The organism is Mycolicibacterium nivoides (genome assembly GCF_003855255.1).
Classification (GTDB): Bacteria; Actinomycetota; Actinomycetes; order Mycobacteriales; family Mycobacteriaceae; genus Mycobacterium; species Mycobacterium nivoides.
In genome coordinates this window covers 1,267,454-1,286,165 of sequence record NZ_CP034072.1, presented here as the reverse complement: position 1 = coordinate 1,286,165, position 18,712 = coordinate 1,267,454, and the positions used below count along the sequence as shown (strand labels likewise).

Annotated in this window: 20 protein-coding genes, 1 tRNA gene and 1 pseudogene; 7 read left to right on the top strand and 15 right to left on the bottom strand. The window is 66.1% G+C overall.

The window, feature by feature from the left end; translation table 11 throughout:
- Nucleotide 1: 1 nt before the first annotated feature.
- The 4 genes from EH231_RS06045 to EH231_RS06030 all read right to left on the bottom strand — a co-directional run bounded on the left by EH231_RS06045 (nt 2) and on the right by EH231_RS06030 (nt 4,537).
- Entirely contained in the window at nt 2–913 is a 912-nt protein-coding gene (locus EH231_RS06045; RefSeq protein WP_234939915.1) for an ABC transporter permease, read from the bottom strand.
- Between the two features lie 8 nt (nt 914–921).
- On the bottom strand, nt 922–2,463 hold the full coding sequence (locus EH231_RS06040) for an ABC transporter substrate-binding protein (RefSeq protein ID WP_241177894.1): 1,542 nt from the start codon (nt 2,461–2,463) through the stop codon (nt 922–924).
- A gap of 512 nt (nt 2,464–2,975) precedes the next feature.
- Complete coding sequence (locus tag EH231_RS06035; protein ID WP_124712067.1) at nt 2,976–3,794, bottom strand: acyl-CoA thioesterase domain-containing protein; 819 nt, start codon at nt 3,792–3,794, stop codon at nt 2,976–2,978.
- 44 nt (nt 3,795–3,838) lie between these two features.
- Complete coding sequence (locus EH231_RS06030; RefSeq protein WP_090434309.1) at nt 3,839–4,537, bottom strand: MBL fold metallo-hydrolase; 699 nt, start codon at nt 4,535–4,537, stop codon at nt 3,839–3,841.
- An 89-nt stretch (nt 4,538–4,626) separates the two neighbouring features.
- On the opposite strand from EH231_RS06030, the gene EH231_RS06025 reads away from it, so the two are divergent.
- From EH231_RS06025 to EH231_RS06015, 3 genes are all read left to right on the top strand, one after another.
- Complete coding sequence (locus EH231_RS06025; RefSeq protein WP_124714196.1) at nt 4,627–5,409, top strand: serine hydrolase; 783 nt, start codon at nt 4,627–4,629, stop codon at nt 5,407–5,409.
- 74 nt (nt 5,410–5,483) lie between these two features.
- Complete coding sequence (locus EH231_RS06020) at nt 5,484–6,251, top strand: DoxX family protein (protein ID WP_124712066.1); 768 nt, start codon at nt 5,484–5,486, stop codon at nt 6,249–6,251.
- Between the two features lie 9 nt (nt 6,252–6,260).
- Entirely contained in the window at nt 6,261–6,791 is a 531-nt protein-coding gene (locus EH231_RS06015; RefSeq protein ID WP_124712065.1) for an RDD family protein, read from the top strand.
- Between the two features lie 60 nt (nt 6,792–6,851).
- Here EH231_RS06015 and EH231_RS06010 read toward each other — a convergent pair whose 3' ends face one another.
- Both EH231_RS06010 and EH231_RS06005 read right to left on the bottom strand, forming a co-directional pair.
- Nucleotides 6,852–8,294, bottom strand: a complete 1,443-nt coding sequence (locus EH231_RS06010) for a GntT/GntP/DsdX family permease (protein WP_124712064.1) — start codon at nt 8,292–8,294, stop codon at nt 6,852–6,854.
- Nucleotides 8,291–8,806 (bottom strand): gluconokinase, encoded by a 516-nt coding sequence (locus EH231_RS06005; protein WP_090434294.1) that lies wholly within the window; start codon nt 8,804–8,806, stop codon nt 8,291–8,293. Before EH231_RS06005 ends, EH231_RS06010 begins: the two co-directional genes overlap by 4 nt.
- A gap of 124 nt (nt 8,807–8,930) precedes the next feature.
- Between EH231_RS06005 and EH231_RS06000 the strand changes: the two genes are divergently transcribed.
- Both EH231_RS06000 and EH231_RS05995 read left to right on the top strand, forming a co-directional pair.
- Entirely contained in the window at nt 8,931–9,647 is a 717-nt protein-coding gene (locus EH231_RS06000) for a FadR/GntR family transcriptional regulator (protein WP_090434289.1), read from the top strand.
- Nucleotides 9,648–9,655: 8 nt separating this feature from the next.
- Nucleotides 9,656–10,543 carry an SCO6745 family protein gene (locus EH231_RS05995; RefSeq protein ID WP_090434286.1) on the top strand — a complete coding sequence of 296 codons (888 nt, stop codon included), beginning with the start codon at nt 9,656–9,658 and terminating at the stop codon, nt 10,541–10,543.
- A 3-nt stretch (nt 10,544–10,546) separates the two neighbouring features.
- Here the strand turns inward: EH231_RS05995 and EH231_RS05990 are convergent, their stop codons facing one another.
- The 7 genes from EH231_RS05990 to EH231_RS05960 all read right to left on the bottom strand — a co-directional run bounded on the left by EH231_RS05990 (nt 10,547) and on the right by EH231_RS05960 (nt 16,911).
- Nucleotides 10,547–10,873, bottom strand: a complete 327-nt coding sequence (locus EH231_RS05990; protein WP_124714195.1) for a YnfA family protein — start codon at nt 10,871–10,873, stop codon at nt 10,547–10,549.
- 100 nt (nt 10,874–10,973) lie between these two features.
- A complete protein-coding gene (locus tag EH231_RS05985) occupies nt 10,974–11,720 on the bottom strand; it encodes an ABC transporter ATP-binding protein (protein WP_124712063.1) in 747 nt (248 codons plus the stop codon).
- A complete protein-coding gene (locus tag EH231_RS05980) occupies nt 11,704–12,558 on the bottom strand; it encodes an ABC transporter ATP-binding protein (protein WP_090434278.1) in 855 nt (284 codons plus the stop codon). Before EH231_RS05980 ends, EH231_RS05985 begins: the two co-directional genes overlap by 17 nt.
- Entirely contained in the window at nt 12,555–13,757 is a 1,203-nt protein-coding gene (locus EH231_RS05975; RefSeq protein WP_124712062.1) for a branched-chain amino acid ABC transporter permease, read from the bottom strand. The genes EH231_RS05980 and EH231_RS05975 overlap by 4 nt, the downstream gene beginning before the upstream one ends.
- Nucleotides 13,754–14,791, bottom strand: a complete 1,038-nt coding sequence (locus EH231_RS05970) for a branched-chain amino acid ABC transporter permease (RefSeq protein ID WP_090434272.1) — start codon at nt 14,789–14,791, stop codon at nt 13,754–13,756. Before EH231_RS05970 ends, EH231_RS05975 begins: the two co-directional genes overlap by 4 nt.
- A gap of 84 nt (nt 14,792–14,875) precedes the next feature.
- Nucleotides 14,876–16,087 (bottom strand): branched-chain amino acid ABC transporter substrate-binding protein, encoded by a 1,212-nt coding sequence (locus EH231_RS05965; protein WP_164480787.1) that lies wholly within the window; start codon nt 16,085–16,087, stop codon nt 14,876–14,878.
- Between the two features lie 197 nt (nt 16,088–16,284).
- Nucleotides 16,285–16,911, bottom strand: coding sequence for a two-component system response regulator PdtaR (locus tag EH231_RS05960; protein ID WP_090434759.1), 627 nt, complete (start codon nt 16,909–16,911; stop codon nt 16,285–16,287).
- An 83-nt stretch (nt 16,912–16,994) separates the two neighbouring features.
- On the opposite strand from EH231_RS05960, the gene EH231_RS05955 reads away from it, so the two are divergent.
- Nucleotides 16,995–17,071 (top strand) — tRNA-Leu (locus tag EH231_RS05955).
- Between the two features lie 26 nt (nt 17,072–17,097).
- Here the strand turns inward: EH231_RS05955 and EH231_RS05950 are convergent.
- Nucleotides 17,098–17,358: an Mtp family mycobacterial-type pilin gene (locus EH231_RS05950; protein WP_090434267.1), complete on the bottom strand. Its 261-nt coding sequence runs from the start codon at nt 17,356–17,358 to the stop codon at nt 17,098–17,100.
- 270 nt (nt 17,359–17,628) lie between these two features.
- Here EH231_RS05950 and EH231_RS05945 point away from each other — a divergent pair, with 270 nt between their 5' ends.
- Complete coding sequence (locus EH231_RS05945; RefSeq protein ID WP_090434265.1) at nt 17,629–18,303, top strand: methyltransferase family protein; 675 nt, start codon at nt 17,629–17,631, stop codon at nt 18,301–18,303.
- A gap of 39 nt (nt 18,304–18,342) precedes the next feature.
- Here EH231_RS05945 and EH231_RS34895 read toward each other — a convergent pair.
- Nucleotides 18,343–18,495: pseudogene (locus tag EH231_RS34895) on the bottom strand (acyl carrier protein); the annotation flags it as partial.
- Nucleotides 18,496–18,712: the final 217 nt, after the last annotated feature.

The following is an 18,712-nucleotide window of genomic DNA, read 5'->3' as shown; positions in this document are numbered from 1 at the left end:
CTCATGCCGTCCTGAGCCGGGGATCGACACGGACGAAGGCGATGTCCACCAGCAGGTTGGCCACCACGTACGCCAACGCGACCAGCAGCGTCACACCTACCACGACCGGCATGTCCTGTTTGGAGACAGCATCGACCAGGATGCGGCCCAAACCTGGACGCACGAACACGATCTCGACGATGACGGCTGTGGAGAACAACGACCCCAGTGCCCAACCCGACAACGACAGACCGGGCAGTACGGCATGGCGCAACGCATGTCGCCAGCGCACGGCCCAGTCGCTCATGCCGCGCGCCCGCGCCGACACCGCGAATGGTTGCTCCATTGCCGAGGAGAACTCGTCGCGGGTCACCTGACCGAGGAAACCCGCCAGGGGCAGTGCCAGGGTCAGGGCCGGCAGCACCAACCCGGCCACGCCGTCGTCGCCGACCACCGGGAACAGGTGCAACTGGAACGCGAAGATCACCAGAAGCACGATGCCCAGCCAATATTGGGGCAAAGCGGCCAGGAAGATCTCCAGGCCCGAGCCGATGGAGGCCAGCACCCGGCTGCGATGGGCAGTGAGCAGGGTGACCACCACCGCGATCGCCCAGGAGATCACCAGTGCGGTGACCGTCAGTACCAGCGTGGGGCCCACCTGCTGCCCGATGATGTCGGACACGGGCTGCTTGAGCACATACGACGTCCCGAGGTCACCGTGGAGCAATCCACCGAGATAGTCCAGATACTGCACCGGCAGCGGCCGGTTGAATCCGTACTGCTCGTTGACCGCCGCCAGTTGCTCGGGGCTGGGCTTGGAGCCGGCACCGCCGAGGATCGTCTGAGCCGGCTCGCCCGGCATCAGGTGCTGGGCGAGGAACGTCAACGTCGCTGCGCCCCAGAGCACTCCGATCATTCCGGCGATTCGGGTCATCAGGCGCCTCATGGCGCCAGCCAGGCGTCATGCAGTACCGGCTCGCCCTCCGAGGGCTCGATCCAGACGTCCTTGAGCCGCTTCTTGGTGACCAGGCGGGTGGTCTGGGGGTACAGCCCGAGGTGATAGGCGTTCTCCGCGACGATCTGCTCGACCTCGCCGTAGAGCTTCTTCTGTTGCTCGATGTCGTTCGAGGCTGCCGCCTGATGCAGCAGATCATCGATCTTGGGGTCCGAGACCCAGGACATGTTGTTGCCCGGGGCAGCCTTGAGTGAGTCGGTGGAATACACGATCGACAGCACGGCGGGAGTGGGGCTGTTCCAATATGCACCGGTCAGGCCGTCGTAGGCGTCCTTGTCGGTGAATGCCGAGTAGTACTGGTCGGCGGGAAGTGGTTTGAGCACCACGTCGAAGCCGATCTGCTTCTCGGCGGCCTGAATGTTCTGGAACAGCGTCACATCGGCGGGCGGGGTGTCGCCAGGATCGGACGAGTAGACCAATTGAGCGGTCAGCCGTCTGCCGTCCTTGGTGCGGTAGCCATCGGCATCGCGCGTGGTCCACCCGGCGGAATCCAGCAGGGCGTTCGCCTTGTCCGGGTCGTATGTGTAGAAGTCACGCAGATCCTCACGCAGGTACGGCGTCGTCGACGACAGCGGGCCCGGCTCCCAGTCGAACACGCCGAGGTAGGCGCTTCGGACCGCGGCTTCGGCGTTGGCGCCGTGGATGAACGCCTGGCGTACCGCCTTGTCGTCGAACGGCTTGTGGGTGGTGTTCAGCGCGATGCCGTTCGGAAGTCCGGTATGGGTGAATGCCTGCAGTACCAGGTTGCGGTCTGCTTCCAACGCGGCCTTCTGCTGGGGCGGTGGGTTGAAGATGATGTCGGCGTCGCGGCCCTGCACCGCGGCGAACCGAACCGATCCGTCTTCGAGGAACTTCCAGCTGACGTGCTCGAGATAGGCCGGGCCCTGGTGCTTGGCATCCTGCGGGGCCGAGTTGTATTCAGGGTTGCGGTCCAGTTCGACGCTCTGGCCGCGGTTCCACTGCCTGACGATGAATGGTCCGGTGCCGACCGGGGATTGGCAGTTGGCCTCGAGCCCACGGGCCATCGCCTTGGGCGACTCGATTCCGAAGAACGCCTGCGAAAGTACCGGGAGCAGAGCCGAATACGGCGAGGACAGCGTGAGTTCGAAGGTGGAGGGGTTCACCGCGCGCGAGGATTTGTAGTACGGCCGCAGGTAACCCGTATCGGTCTGCGACTGCGTCGCCGGATCCAGGATCTGCTCGAAGTTTGCCTTCACCGCGGCGGCATCCAAGGGGGTGCCGTCGTGGAACTTCACGCCGGAACGGATCGTGAAGGTGTAAACCAGGCCGTCCGGCGACACCGTCCATGAATCGGCCAGCCACGGCACCACCGATCCATCGGGGCGTTCGGACACCAACGAGTCGAGGTACTGCCGGGCAACGTAGGTCTGCGGCATGTCACCGAAATTGTGGGGGTCCAGGCAGGTGGGCTCACGATCGGCGCCGTACACGATGGAGCCACCGCTCACAGGTGTACCGCTGTCACCCGAGGACGCGGTCTCGGACCCACTACCGCAACCGGCACCAACCAGCGCAACTGAAAGAGCGGCGGCAGACGTCATCAGGGCATGGCGAAGGGCGGTACGAGGCATGTAATGCGTTCTTTCGGTCGGTCGAAGAGCGTCGAGTACCGGGCAGCCGAGCACGGTGGAGATGACCGTGCCGATCGGTGATGTGGCGAGCGCTGCTCAGGGGTCAAAGGGTGGTACAGAAGCTCCGCCACGATGCCCAACCAGAAAGCCGGATACAAGAGATCCAATCCGGCCGATCAAAAAGGACTACGAAATCGACCAACACGAGCTGTCGCCGCGGTGATCGCGGTTCGGGAAAACTCCTCGTAGACGAGGGCCGCGGGATGGACGGTCAGACCGATCCAGCCTGCGGCTTGTGGCCCAGATCGCACGCGTCAGCGCACAACCGAACCGGTGCCGGTGGCGGCGAGCCGAGAACCTCTTCCCGATGGGGTACGCCGCTCACGCGGTCATCTCGGCGCGGTGCGATCCGGAAACGGGTCGTGGGAGAAATCGATCTGCGCCGCCGGATTGCTGATCGCCGTGACGAGGCCGGTGCCGAACGCCCCGGCGCTGTCGAACAACGTCGACGCGCCCACGGCGACGCCATCGGCAGCCCAGTGCGAATCGGCCTGAACGCCGATCCACTCGTCGCCGGGCAACCGCGAAAGGGCGACGGTCAGGTCACCGTTGATGTAACCGACACCAGCGGTGCCCAGGTTGGTCACCAGGCTTGTGCCCTCTGCGGCCATCGCGGCCCGCACGAAGGGTGAGTTGGGTTGTCCCTGCACCACGGTGATGGTCCGATTCATGAAGCGCTTGCGCGACGCGTTCTGATGCTCGGCGATGGCGCGACTCCAACCGCCCGCGTCACTGCCCATATAGGTGGTCCGGTCCCCATCGAGCGCGGTCGGCGGTTCGAAGTGGGTCGGCGACGTCCACTCCTCACCGCGCGGGGGTGCACTCAGCCGGTACTGCACCAACGTCGCACGTGCCACGGTCACGCCGTCCTGCACCAGTTCGCATTCGGAGTTGCGGACCCGCCGACCGTCCCGGACCAACGCCACCTTCGTCGTGGTCGGCACCCCGCGCGCTGCCTTGAACAGGTCGACCGTCAGCCGGGCGGGCAGAAATTCGGGCAGTCCGAAGGCCGCCTCCAGCGCCCGCGCGGCCAGACCGACCAACGCCGGGCCGTTGAGGTGATCCTCACCCCAGTGGCTCTGCGCAAAGCGGGTCGGCTGGAACCTGTCCTGCTCGGACTGCACAAAATGGGCGTCAACCTCGGTCATCGGCGAATCGTCGCATATGGGCTAACTAAATTTGTCGGCGGGGATCACGAAGCGGACCAGGCGCTCAGCCAGCGCTGCTGGAGCCGGATGAAATGCGCGTCGACGACGGCGCCGTGGCCGGGGACGAACACCCCGTCCTCCCCACCTGCGGCGAGCACCGCCTCCAGGGTGACCGGCCAGGCCTCGAGGTCGGAGTCGGCGTCGATGACCGGGTCACCGGACTGCTCGACGAGATCACCGCAGAACACCACCGTATGCCTGCCGGGCACCGTGACGATCAGGTCGTGGTCGGTGTGGCCGCGGCCGGGCCGCCGGATGCTCACGGTCCGACCGCCGAGATCGATATCGCCGCCGGACACCTGGTGCGCGGGGACCGGCATCGCCGCGATGGCCTGGTCGACATCGTCGGCGTCGGCGCCGTAGCGGATCGCATCCTCGCGCAGGTGCGCCCGGCCCGATGTCATGGCAGCCGCAACCTCTGGTGCGCAATGGATTTCGGCCTCGTTGAACCACGAGCAGCCGAGGACGTGGTCAAAATGGCTGTGCGTCAGGACGATATGCCCGACCCGTCGCGCCGTCAGCGCGGCAACGTCGGCCTCGATGCCGCGGGCCTCGGCCAACGTGGTGCCGGAATCGACCAATAGGGCGTGCGTGCGGCCACTGACGAGTCCCACCGTCACATCCAGGAACGGCAGGCGGGTGCGCCACACACCCTCGCCCAATGGTTCCCAGTCGTAGTTCATTGCCCACCGTCGGTGCCGGCAATGGGACGCACGCCTGCGAAGCTACTCCTGTGCACCGCCTCCTGTTCTCTGTTTGCGTACTCGTCGCGATGGCGTGCGGCATCACGATCCCGTCGGCGCGGGCAGCCTGCACGACGGGGACGGACTGCGATCTCGCCGACCGCGTCGCCGCCGCCGACGCCTATTTGGCGAGCCGCCCCGGCACGGTCGGGTACGTGCTGCGCGACCGCACCACCGGCGCCGTCTACCGGAACGCGCACGCCGGCGACCTGGTGTGGACGGCGTCCACGATCAAGCTGGGCATGGTGGTCGACCTGATGACCAGGCAACGGGCCGGGACCGTGACGCTGACCGATTCGGACCGGACCCTGATGGCAGCGATGCTGCACTCGTCCGACGACGACGCCGCCGATACCTTGTGGACCCGGTACAGCGGCGCCGACCACCAGGCTTTCAACGCCGATTTCGGGGCGTATGGGCTGACCGGGCTGCAACCGCAACGCGGGTTCAGCAAGACCTTCCCGTACTGGGGCTTCCAGAAGGCCACGCCCGAGGATCTGGACCGGTTGATGAACTACACGCTGACCAGCCTCACGCCGGCCGAAACGGCAGGCATCGTGGACGCACTGCAGCATGTCGACGCCAACCAGCAGTGGGGTGTCTGGGGTGCCGGTGCGGCGATGAATCCCGGCAACAAGGACGGCTGGTCACTCGAACAGGGCGGCTGGGTGATCAACAGCGTCGGTTTCGCGGGACCGCAGCAGCGGTACACGTTGGCGATAATGAATGCCCTCGGCGACCAGGGCGGCTACGACGACGGAGTCCAGACCACCACCCACCTCAGCGAAGTTCTCCTGGCCGGTCGTCGCTGAGCTGACCGCACAGGTTTGCTCTGGCGGGCTGGGGGAACTCCTAGCCCATGTTGATCAGACGAATCGCCCGTCCCATGTTGTCTGCGACCTTCATCGCCCGCGGTGTGGACACTCTGCGCGACCCGAGTACCTCCACGGAGACGACACAGAGAACCCTCGGCGCGCTGAGCGCACTGCCCGGCCCGGTGGGGGCCGGTGTTCCCAACAATGCCAATGCCGTCGCGCGGGTCAACGCGGTGGTCCAGGTGGCAGGCGGGTTGCTGCTGGCCGCCGGGCGGGCGCCCCGCCTGACCGCGGCGGCCCTTGCCGTCACGATGATTCCGGGAAGCCTTGGTTCGCAGGCATTCTTGAAGGATTCCGACCCGCAACACGCCGCGCGGCAGCGCCGTGAGTTTCTGACCGATGTGAGCCTGCTGGGCGGTCTGATCATCGCGGCAGCCGACACCGCGGGCAAGCCGTCGCTGGCCTGGCGCGGACGCCGGGCCGCGCGACACGTCTCGGCCAGTGTCGCCGCTGCCGTTCCCGGTGTGGCGGCGGGCGGTGACGCCCTCGCTGACAGTGCCATCGCCGAGAAGATCGGTCACGGTCTGGCCGTCGGCGCCGAACGCGGCCGCGAACTTGCCGACGCGGCCGTGGACAGGGCGACCGAATTGGCCTCGGAGTTGGCCCAACTCGCGCGTGACCACGGACCCGAGGTGGCTGACGCCGCCCGTGCACGGGCCGGCGAACTCGCCCATGTCGCCCGCGAACGCGCACCCGAACTGGCCGAGGCCGCCCGGGAACGCTCCGCTGCTCTTGCCGATCTCGCACGAACTCAACTCGACCAGCGCCTTGATCGGTAGCGTTGTGGCATGACCACGGGTGACTATCAACCGGAATTCGGACAATACGGACAACCCGGCGGCTACCCACCGCCCTACGGCGGGCAGGCGCCGGGCGGCTATCCCCCGCCCTACGGCACGCAGACCCCCGGCGGTTTGGGGCGACGTTGGCTGGCCCGGGTGATCGACGGGATCCTCGTCGCGATCGTGGCGTTCTTCCTGTCGTTCGTCACCGACTCGCTGTCGAGCTACTGGGTGACCGGCCTGTTCACCGGACTGCTGATGTTCGTCTACTTCGTCGGTTTCGAAGTGGCGACGGGTGCGACACCGGGCAAGAAGGTGCTGGGCCTGGCCGTGCACGGCGCGGGCAACACACCGAAGCCGACCGCCAAGGAATCGGCCATCCGCAATGCCTTCACCCTGCTGACGATCATCCCGTTCGTGGGTGGCTTCCTGGCCATCGTCGCCATGATCGTCATCGCGGTCACCATCAGCTCGAGCCCCACCAAGCAGGGCAAGCACGACGAACTCGCCGGCGGCACGCAGGTGGTCCGGGGCTGAAACCCGTTGCGTGAGATGCCCGTTGAATCGGGCATCTCACGCCGGGGCCGGTCAACCGGCTCAGACCACCAGGCCCAGCAACAGGACGAAGATCAGGCCGGAGACCGACAGCGCCGTCTCCATCAGTGACCACGATTTGATCGTCTGGCCGACCGTCATCCCGAAATACTCCTTCACGAGCCAGAATCCGGCGTCGTTGACGTGCGAGAAGAACAACGAGCCGGCACCCACCGCGAGCACCACCAGGGACACCTCCCCGGTACTCATCCCCTCGACCAGTCCGAGCATGAGTGACGACGCGGTGATGGTGGCCACGGTGGCCGACCCTGTGGCCAACCGGATCAGCACGGCCAACACCCACGCCAGCAGTACCACTGACAGGTTGGCGCCCTTGGCCCATTCGGCGAGCAGGGTTCCGATCCCGGTATCGACCAGAACCTGTTTGAATCCGCCACCGGCCGCGACGATCAAGATGATGCCGGCCACCGGCGGAAGCGATGACTCGATGCATTTCACGATCTGGTCGCGACTCATCTTGGCGCCGCCGCCGAGCGTGAACATTCCGACCACCACCGCGATCAGCAACGCCATCAAGGGCTGCCCGAGGATGTCGAACGTCTGACGCAGCAGGTGCGACTTGTCCTCGACGAAGATGTCGACCAGCGCCTTGCCCATCATCAGTGCCACCGGCAGCAGGACGCTGAACATGGTGATCCCGAAGGTCGGTCGCGCCTTCGTAGCGGTCGTGCCGGTCGTGGCACCGCCGCCGGCATCCGCGCCCGTCGGGCCCGCCGTGGAGTCGGCGGCGTCGAACCGGTCCGGGACCTCGAGGACCACCCAGCGTCCGGCCAGCTTGCCGAACAACGGACCTGCCACCACGATCGTCGGGATCGCGACCAGCACACCCAAGGCCAAGGTGACACCGAGGTCTGCGTTGAGCAATGAGATCGCGGCGACGGGTCCCGGGTGTGGTGGTACGAATCCGTGCATGGCCGACAGGCCTGCCAGCGCGGGGATGCCGACCGTGATCAGGGACAGTTGAGAACGGCGGGCCACCAGGTAGATCACCGGCATCAGCAGCACCAGACCGATCTCGAAGAACATCGGCAGGCCGATGATCGCGCCCACCAACGCCATTGCCCACGGGAGCGCCCGCGGTGAGGCGTGCCCGACGATGGTGTCCACGATCTCGTCCGCTCCCCCGGAGTCGGCCAAGAGCTTGGCGAACATCGCACCGAGAGCGATCAATATCCCGACGCTGGCAGCAGTGGACCCGAAGCCGGTGGAGAACGAGGCGAGCACGTCGCTGACGTTCTCGCCCGCCGCCATGCCCACGGTCAGCGCGCCGAAGATGAGGGCCAGGAACGGATGCAGTTTGACGATCGTGATGAGCACGACGATCAGGGCGATGCCGGCCAGTGCGGCCAGGACCAGCTGCGCGCCGCCCGCCACCGGCTCAACCAGCTCCGTCCCGGCCGCGAGATGAGTGAGCGCCGAGGTCATCGGTTCTCCTGTTCTGTTGTCGCAGTGTCGGATTGGGCAATGTACTCATCGACGATGTCATCGATGCTCTGATCTACGTCGATGGCGATGCCGACCTCGTCGGGGCCGAGCGGCTCCAGCGTCGCGAATTGGGAGTCCAGCAGGGCGGCCGGCATGAAATGTCCGGGACGACTGGCCTGGCGCCGACGGATCACCTCGGCTGAGCCACTCAGAAACAGAAACACCACATCGGTGCAGTGCCGCCGCAATTGGTCGCGGTACTTGTGTTTGAGCGCCGAGCAGCTCATCACGCCACCGTCGTGGTGCTTGGCGAGCCACTCACCGATCGACTCCAGCCACGGATAGCGATCGTCGTCGTCGAGGGCGTGGCCCGCGGACATCTTGGCGATGTTGGCCGCGGGGTGAAAGTCGTCGGCATCGGCGAACGGCACCCGCATCCGCTGCGCCAACGCGGCGCCGACGGTCGACTTGCCCGACCCCGATACACCCATGACCACGACTGGTGAACCCATACATCCGCCCTCAAGATATGTGTCTGCCGTCACACAGCATGACTTAAAAGGCATACGTTTGCAAGACGGTCACGATTAGATCTGATCTTTCACCACCCAATGTCGGATATGACAGGATGTAACCGTGTCCTCGCCTTCAAACGTCGGTGCGCTGCATGCCAGCCTGCTGACCGCGCTCGGCACCGGCATCGTCTCCGGTGAGCTGGCGGCTGAGCAGGTGCTGACCCTGGACCGGGTCAGCACCGAGCACGAGGTATCCCGCAGTGTCGCGCGGGAGGTGATCCGGGTCCTGGAATCGATGGGCATGGTGGAATCACGACGCCGGGTGGGGATCACCGTCCAGCCCGCGCGTAAATGGAATGTGTTCGACCCCAGGCTGATTCGCTGGCGCTTGCAGGCGGGCGACCGCGCCGCGCTGCTGGCGTCGCTGTCGGAACTCCGGCGGGGTTTCGAACCGGCCGCCGCAGCACTCGCCGCCCGGCGGGCCAACCCGGATCAGTGCCGGATCCTGGCCGCCGCGGTTTCGGACATGGTGGTGCACGGCCGTTCCGGCAACCTCGACGCTTACTTGTTGGCGGACAAGGTTTTCCACCAGACGCTCCTCGATGCCAGCGGCAACGAGATGTTCCGCGCGCTCAATGACGTGGTGGCCGAGGTCCTGGCCGGGCGCACCCAGCACGGCCTGATGCCGGACTCCCCCAACCCGGCCGCCATCGCGTTGCACGACGAGGTGGCCCGGGCGATCCGGCTACGCGACGAGGACGGCGCAGAACGGGCGATGCGGGCCATCATCGACGAGGCCGCCACCGCGGTGATCGACGGCAACGGTCCCGATGCTTAACTAGCGGTATGGGTCGTACTCCGGAATTGGCACGGCGTTTCTTCGACCGGCTGGAGCCGGTACACGGGGTCACCTACTTCGCCCCGGAGTCGCTCGCGGCGTTCGCGGAATTGGGCTATCCCGGCTTCTGGATGGGCTACTTCGGCGCCCGCTCGGCGCCGCTGGGCATCGTGCCGCCCGAAGTCGTCGCCGCGGCGTTCTACAACTTCACCATCGCGCGGGTGGCCAGGGCGCTACCCGCGGCCTGGGACAAGGCAAGTCCGGCAAAGCTTTTGCAGGTGCGGTCGGAGTCGGCCGTCGCGGCACTGCGTCGCTCCGGGGTGACCGACTCCGAGTCGACCCGCCTCGCGGCCGAGCTGGCCGCGAAGGCGGCCCGCACCGCGCCGCTGGACGGCCGGCCGCTCTACGCCGCCAACCGGGCCCTGCCTTGGCCGGAGGAACCGATCGCGAAGCTCTGGCATGCGGTCACCCTGCTGCGCGAGCAACGCGGCGACGGCCATATCGCCGTACTGGTCGCCGAGGGGATCAGCGGACGGGAATGCAATGTGCTGCACGCCGCCGCCGGTCGGGTGCCGCGCGAGATGATCATGCGCGGCCGCGACTACGACGACGAGCAGTGGGCGGGCTACGTCGAACAATTGCGCTCGCGCGGCTGGCTCGACGGCCAGGGTGAGCTCACCGACGCCGGGCGAGACGTCAAGCAGGTGGTCGAGGACCGGACCGATGCCCTGGCCCTGGGTGCGCTGGACGCGTTGACCGACGACGAGGTCACCACCTTGTTCCGGGTGCTGACACCGATCACCCGGCAGGTGGTGGCAGCCGGCGACGTGCCCGCCGCGACCCCGATGGGGCTGAGCCGCGACGACCTCGACGACGACAGCGCCCATCTGGGCTGACGATCAGCGCGGGGCGTACATGATCAGCCCGACGCCGACGAGGGCCACGAGTGCTCCGGCGACATCCCAGCGGTCGGGCCGGAAGCCGTCGGCCACCATGCCCCACAACAACGAACCGGCGATGAACACGCCACCGTAGGCGGCCAGGACCCGGCCGAAGTGGGCGTCGGGCTGGAATGCCGCGACGAAGCCGTAGGCGCCGAGCGCGATCACCCCGGCGCCCATCCACATCCAGCCGCGGTGCTCGCGCACGCCCTGCCATACCAGCCAGGCGCCGCCGATCTCCAGCATGGCGGCCAGGACGAACAGCGCGATCGATTTGCCTACCATCACCACCTCAGAGTGCCGTGAGCGTGCGCAATTGTGGCCCTTTGCGCGGCGTGTCGCCGGCAGTCACGCACGCTCGCGGTGCGGGGGAATACCGGGCCGGCTACGCGACACCGAGGTAGGCAGCGCGAATGCTATCGTCTGCCAACAGTTCCCGCGCATCACCGGTGCGGGTGACATTGCCCGTCTCCAGGATGTAGGCGCGGTCGGACCGGCTCAGCGCCTGTTGGGCGTTCTGTTCGACCAGCAGCACCGTGGTGCCCTGGGTGTTGATCTCGGAGATGATCTTGAAGATCTGCGAGATCACCATCGGCGCCAGTCCCATCGACGGCTCGTCGAGCAGCAGCACCCTGGGCCGGGACATGAGTGCCCGGCCGATGGCCAGCATCTGCTGCTCCCCGCCGGAGAGGGTGCCGCCGACCTGGCTGCGCCGCTCGGCCAGCCTCGGGAAGGTCGTGAACACCCAGTCCAACCGCTCGTCATGCTCCGCACGGGACGCGAATTTGCGTCCATAGCAACCCATCTCGAGGTTCTCCAGCACCGTCATGCCGGGGAACACTCCGCGCCCCTCCGGAGCCTGGATCAGCCCGTCGATCACGCGCTGGTGTGCTTTCACCCGGGAGATGTCACGGCCCTCGAACCAGACCGAACCCGAGCTCAGCGGCCGCAGACCGGAGATCGCGCGCATCATCGTGGTCTTACCGGCCCCGTTGGAGCCCAGCAGCGTGACCAACTCCCCCTCGTGCACCACCAGCGAAACCCCGTGCAACGCCTTGATCCGGCCGTAGTGCACCACCACGTCGCGCACCTCGAGCAGCACCGGTCGGCTGGTCTCAACCGAGCTCGTCATCGGGTACCCCCAGATAGGCGGCGATGACCTTCGGGTCCTCGCGAATTTCGTGTGGCAGTCCGTCGGCGATCTTGCGGCCGAATTCCAGCACCACGATGCGGTCGGTCACGCCCATCACCAGACGCATGTCGTGCTCGATCAACAGCACGGTGTAGCCGTCGTCGCGGATCTTGCGGATCAGCTCGATCAGTGACGCCTTCTCGGCGGGATTGAATCCGGCGGCAGGCTCGTCCAGGCACAACAGCTTGGGCTCGGTGGCCAGTGCGCGGGCGATCTCGAGGCGGCGCTGGTCACCGTAGGGCAGATTCTTGGCCTTCTCCTCGCCGCGGTGGGCGATCCCCACGAAGTGCAGCAGGGCCGCGGCGCGTTCGATCGCCGACCGTTCCTCGCGACGGTGCCGAGGGGAACGCACGAGGGCCCCGGGCACCGACGTCTTGTGCCGCGCATCGGTGCCCACCATGACGTTCTCCAGCGCGGTCATCTCGCCGAAGAGCCGGATGTTCTGGAACGTACGGGCGATGCCACGCCGCGTGATCTGGTGACGCTTGATCCGGCCCAGCGGCGCGCCGTCGAAGATGACCGATCCCGAGCTGGGCCGGTAGACACCGGTGATCGCGTTGAAGCAGGTGGTCTTGCCCGCACCGTTGGGCCCGATCAGACCGAGGATCTCGCCGCGGCGGATGTTGAAGCTGACCGAGTCCAGGGCGACGAGGCCACCGAACTTGACAGTGAGATCCCTGGTCTCCAAAAGGACCTCGCCCTCGGCAGCCTGGATCTCGCGGTGTACACCCGCCAGTTCCTCGACGCTCTCGGTCACGCCGGGCATGGGCTCGCTCATCCCACCGGCTCCTTGTCCGTGTTGCCGCGCAACAATTGTCGAGCCGATCTGCCGTACGTCAACAGCTGCTGGCGTACCGGGAAAAGACCTTGTGGCCGGAAGATCATCAGTACCACCAGCGCCAAACCGAAGAAGAGGTACTTGAGGTCACCGAGGTTGATCCCGAGGAACTCGACTCCCAGGAGCCGGTTGGGCAGATACACGACGATGAAGGCGCCGAAGATGACGCCGAGCTTATTGCCCTGCCCGCCGAGCACCACCGCACACAGGAACAACATCGAGTTGATGATGTTGAACGTCGGCGGAGCCACGTACTGAACCTGACCGGCGTAGAGCGCGCCCGAGAGGCCGCCGATCGCGGCGCCGATCACGAACGCCCACAGCTTGAACCGGAAGGTGTTGACGCCCATCACCTCTGCGGCGTCCTCGTCCTCGCGGACCGCCACCCAGGCGCGCCCGACCCGGCTGCGCTCCAGGTTGCCCACCAACAGGAGGATGCCGACCATCAGGATCAGGCCCAGCCAGAACCACCAGGTGCCGTAGTTCGCCTCACCGGCCGAGTTGCCGCTGGAGAACACCCCGTTGGGCAGCTGCTCGCTCTCCCCCAGCCGTGGGTACGCGACCTGGTTGAGTCCACGCGAACCGTTGGTGATGTCGGACAGGTTGTCGGCCAGCAGACGGATGATCTCGCCGAATCCGAGAGTGACGATGGCCAGATAGTCTCCGCGCAACCGCAGAGTGGGCGTTCCCAGGATCAGCCCGGCCAGCGCGGTGACCGCCATCGCCAGCGGCACACACGACAGCCAGGCCCAGTCCTTGCTGAAGAACCCGTCGGGCCCCACCTTGTTCCACGGACTGTCGGGGCTGGTCAGCAGCGCGACCGTGTAGGCGCCGACCGCGTAGAAACCCACGTAACCGAGGTCGAGGAGGCCGGCCTGCCCGACGACGACGTTGAGCCCGATCGCGATGATGGCGACCATCGCGAACTGGGCCATGGTGCCGCCGAAACTGATGCCGGTGGTGTTGAGGAAGCTGGGCGTGAACAACGGCAGCAGGGCCAGCAGTCCGAAACCCATCACCCCGACAAGCCATTTGGCCGCCCGCGGCAGGCTGGACCACGAGTCGCGAATCGCGTCGCCGGGGGCCAGCAGCGTCTTGGTCACCGACCCGGCGGACTCTGAACCGTGATGCTCGCTCATACCCGCGCCTTCCCGAGGCTCTCACCGAGTATGCCGGTCGGCCGGAACAGCAGGACCAGCACCAGCAGAACGAATGCCACGACGTCACGCCACTGCGTTCCGAAGACCGCCTGCCCGTAGTTCTCCATGATGCCCAGCAGCAGACCGCCCAGCAGAGCGCCGCGAAGATTACCGATGCCGCCGAGCACCGCCGCCGAGAATGCCTTGATGCCGAGCAGGAATCCGCCGGAATAGATGATGCCCTGCGGAACCTTCAACGTGTAGAGCAGCGCTGCCGCACCCGCCAGCAGACCGCCGATCAGGAAGGTCCGCATGATGATGCGTTCCCGGGAGACACCCATCAGCGTCGCGGTGGTCGGGTCCTGCGCGACGGCCCGGATGCCGCGGCCGAACTTGGTTCGGTTGATCGCGATGTCGGTGAGCACGGCGAGTACCAGGGCGGCGCCCACGATCACCAGCGTCACGTTCGACACCGTGGCGCCGAAGATCGTGAACTGCGCTTTCGGCTGGACCAGGACGATGGGTTGTTGAGCGTTACTCCCGCCGTAGCCCTTCAGGAGCTTCGGCAACACGAAGTGCACGAACTCCTGCAGTACGAACGACATACCGATGGCGGTGATGAGGAAGGTCAGCGCGCGGGCATTGCGTTTTCGCAGCGGCCGGTAGGCGATCAGTTCCAGACCGACCGCCGCCGATCCCGAGACCAACATCGCGAACAGCATGGCGATCCCGAGATACAGCACTGTCAGCGCGACGCCCTTGTTGTAGGCGTTGCCGCTCGGGGCGAAACCGAGAATGACGTCCAGACAGAAGTAGGCGCCGAACATGCCCAGCATGAAGATCTCGGAATGGGCGAAGTTGATCAGGCGCAGCACACCGAAGACCAGGGTGTAGCCCACCGCCACCAGCGCGTAGATCGCGCCCCAGGACAGGCCGTCGATCGTCAACTGCCAGAAGCCGTCTCGCAGGCCATCCAGGTTGAAACTGATGTTGGATGCCAGGCAGGCGGACTGCTCGACGCACTGGTAGATCATCCGGTGGCGGCTCCTGACTGAAGTGGTGTGTAACGAAACGCGTCCGAGTCCTGGTGACGGTCTCGGACGCGTTTCGTCTCGTGGCTACTTGACTTCGTACATCCAGATCAGAGTGGTGGTGAGCTCACCCTTGTCGGTCCACTGGTACTTACGGGCGACACCCTGGCCCTCGTACTTGCGGACGAAGTCGAGCAGTGCCGGCCGGGTGATGGCACCGGAGTCGATGCCCTTGAGCAGGATGGTGCCCAGGTCATAGCCCTCGGTGCTGTAGGTGCCGGGGGCCTGGCCGAACTTCTGGGTGTACTCGTCGGCGAACGTCCCGGTGGCCGGACCGCACGGGCAGGACAGCAACGCGCCCTTCGACGACTCACCGGCCTGGTCGACGAACTGCTGGTCCTTGGTGCCGTCGGCGCTGACGAAGGTCGCCGTCACGCCGCCGTCCTTGAGCTGCTGGACGAACGGCGCGGCCTCGGAGTAGTAGCCGCTGTAGAACACCGAATCCGGAGCTGCTCCCTTGATCTGGGTGACCGCGGCGGAGAACTCCTTGTCACCCTTCTTCACCGAGATGTTGCATGACGAATCCGCAACCGGGCCAAGGGTTTCCCGCACCGCCTCGGCCAGCCCGAGCCCATAGTCGGTGCTGTCGTCGACCACGCACACCTTCTTGTTGCCCAGCGTGTTCTTGAGGTAGTTGGCCACCGAGGGCCCCTGGACGCCGTCGTTGGCCAGGCCGCGGAAGAACGTCTTCCACCCGTTCTCGCTCAACGTGACGTTGGTGGCCGATGCGGTGGCCGCGACCAGACCGGCCTGGTTGAACACGTCGCCGGTGGCCTTGGTCTCCCCGGAGAACGCGGGCCCGATCAGGCCGACGATGAACGCCTCGTCGACGATCTGCGGCGCCACACCGGTCGCCTTCTGCGGATCACCTTCGGTGTCAAAGCTCTTGAGCTGCACCTGGCAGCCTGAGTTGGCGGCGTTGTGCTTGTCGATCGCGAGCTGCACGCCGTTCTTGATATTGATGCCCAGCGCGGCGTCCGGACCGTTGAGCGCACCCATCATGCCGATCATCACCGGCGGGCAGGTGGCCTTCCCATCGCCGGCGGGATCGGCCGGGGTGACGCCCTCGGCCGCCTTGACCTCAGCACCGTTCTCGTCGATCTGGACCTTCTCGACGATCTTCAAATTGGTCTGCGATGCCTCGCCTTCCGGCGAGGATTGGTTACAGCCGGCAATCGCCAGGGCAACCACACCCGCACTTCCGAGAGCAAATGCTTTCCGTGCCACGCGACCGCGCACGCTTCACCTCCGGGTCAGAGTTGTCAGCGGCACCGGCGCCCTGACCTTGGAAGGGCTGGGCGCCGGAGCTTCGGGTAGAACATAGCCAACCACCGGCCCGAGTGCGGGATGTTGAGTGAATGGTTCGTCCGTGGGTCCTGGCTGAATGCGGAATTTCGGCCCGGCGGAAACCCATAATTAACAACCGGGCCCCCCGATCAGCTCTCCTGAACCGGTGATTCCTCGGAATCCTCGAGGGTTTCCAGTACCACCTCGGCCACCCGTTTCATGGTGGTCCGGCGGTCCATCGCGGCCCGCTGAATCCACTTGAACGCCTCGGGCTCGGTCATCTGATGTTTGCTCTGCAGCAAACCCTTGGCCCGCTCGACCAGCTTGCGCGTCTCCAGACGATCCCCCAGCGTCGCCACTTCGTTTTCCAGCGCGGCGATCTCGCTGAACCGGCTGACCGCGACCTCGATGGCCGGGACCAGGTCGGTGATGCTGAAGGGCTTGACCAGGTACGCCATCGCTCCGGCATCGCGGGCCCGCTCGACCAGCTCCCGCTGGCTGAACGCGGTCAGGATGACGATCGGGGCAATGCGCTTGCTGGCGATCTCAGAAGCCGCATCGATGCCGTCGCGTCGCGGCATCTTGACGTCCATGATCACCAGGTCCGGCCGGAGTGACTCGGCGAGCTCGACGGCCTCTTGCCCGTCGCCCGCCTCACCGACGACCTCGTAGCCCTCCTCCCGGAGCATCTCCGCGAGGTCGAGGCGGATGAGCGCCTCATCCTCGGCGATGAGCACGCGGCGGGGGCTGTCAGCGTCTTTCGGTGACCCGGTCATGAGGATCATTGTGTCGTGGAGGCCGCCGTTCGGCGACTGCGGGGCCATCCTCTATGGTGGTAGGCCGCAGTACTGATCGGCACGCCCTCGTATCCCAACTGGCAGAGGAAACGGATTCAAAACCCGTACAGTGTGAGTTCGAATCTCACCGAGGGCACCACCACACGCCAATCGGCCCCTGGCTGATCAGAAGCCCGGACGCCAATCGCCGCGTCCGTGCCAGTGCCCGCGGTCACGGGCCTCGCCGTCGAAGTAATAGTCGTCATGGCACCGGTCGCCGCCCCAGTTGAAACCCCATTCGGGGTGCCAGAACTCCCCCGGGCACCAGTGGTAATCCGGCAGCGGCACTGTGGGCGCCGCCTGCGCGACAGCTCCACCCAGACCCGCGAGACCGATACCTGCGGTAAGTAGCGCTGTCATTGCCGCAACACGTGCTTTCGTCATCATGAGTCAGGACTATCACCGCAGACTCGGCGTACCCCTGCCAGAACGCTTCGGGTCCGCTGTCGCTCCCGCCGCCACAATCCCGGTCGTACGCGCAGTCGGGTGATTTCCCGGTCACGACTCTCGTGTCCGGAACCCGTGCGGTGACCGCCACTTCACCCTCATGACTTGTCCGTCAATTGCACCCATCTTGCAGGTGACCGACGGTAGGTTGAGCCGTGCGCTGGGTTGCGCCCGCCGGCAGTCTGTGCCGCGACGGACGACAGGAGGATCGTGAAAGCCGTTGCGAGAGTAGTCGGATTCGGGCTTGTTGAACTCATCGTGTTCGGCTTGGTGCTGTTCTCACTCGCCGGCACACTCGACTTCTGGCAAGCCTGGGCTTTTCTCGTCGTGTTCGCCCTGTCGACGTGGATTCCCAGTATCTTCTTGCAACGGACAAACCCCGAGGCACACCAACGGCGCAAGCACGCCGGACCGGCGGCGGAAACCCGAACGGTGCAGAAGGTCCTCATCGCCGGCTGGTACCTGTCGCTGGCGGCGATGGTGGTGGTCAGCGCACTGGACCACCGCTTCGACTGGTCGTCGGTACCGGCGGCGATCTGCGTTGCCGGTGACGTTCTGGTGGCCCTCGGACTGGGTGTCACGAGCCTGGTGGTCATCCAGAACAGCTTCGCGGCCTCCACCGTGCAGGTGGAGTCAGGCCAGAAGCTCGCCTCCACCGGCCTCTATGGGCTGGTTCGTCACCCCATGTACACCGGCAACGTGCTGACGATCATCGGCTTCCCCCTCGCGCTCGGCTCCTACTGGGGGCTCCTGCCCGTCATACCGGGCCTCATCGTTCTCGTCGTCCGCATTCGGGATGAGGAAAAGCTGCTCGTCGAAGAGTTGGACGGCTACCGCGAGTACGCGCAGAAGGCGCGTTATCGCCTGGTGCCCTATATGTGGTGACTGCTCCGCCGGCCCGCACGGGGCCGGCGCGGCAGTCGTTCATTGAACCGGTGCGTTTGCCAACTGCTGAGCCAAGCTGCGTACGGACGGCGCGTCGAACAGCGCGAGCATCGTGAGTTCGACGTCGAGGGCTCCGTTGATCGCGGCGATGGCACGCATCGCCGAAATCGAATCGCCGCCCGCATCGAAGAATGACTCCTCCACGTCCACCCGGTCGACGCCCAGCACCTCGGCGTAGATGCTGGCGAGGATCTGCTCGACCAAGGTGGCCGGGGGGCGATAGGGGCCGTCGGCCTCACCGACTTCGGATGCGGGCACCACGCCGGTGTCCGGCCGAGCCGATACCGCCTTGCGCCCCCACCCGTCCAGGCACGCGGTCTTCGACAGGAGATCCAGGGATGACACGCGG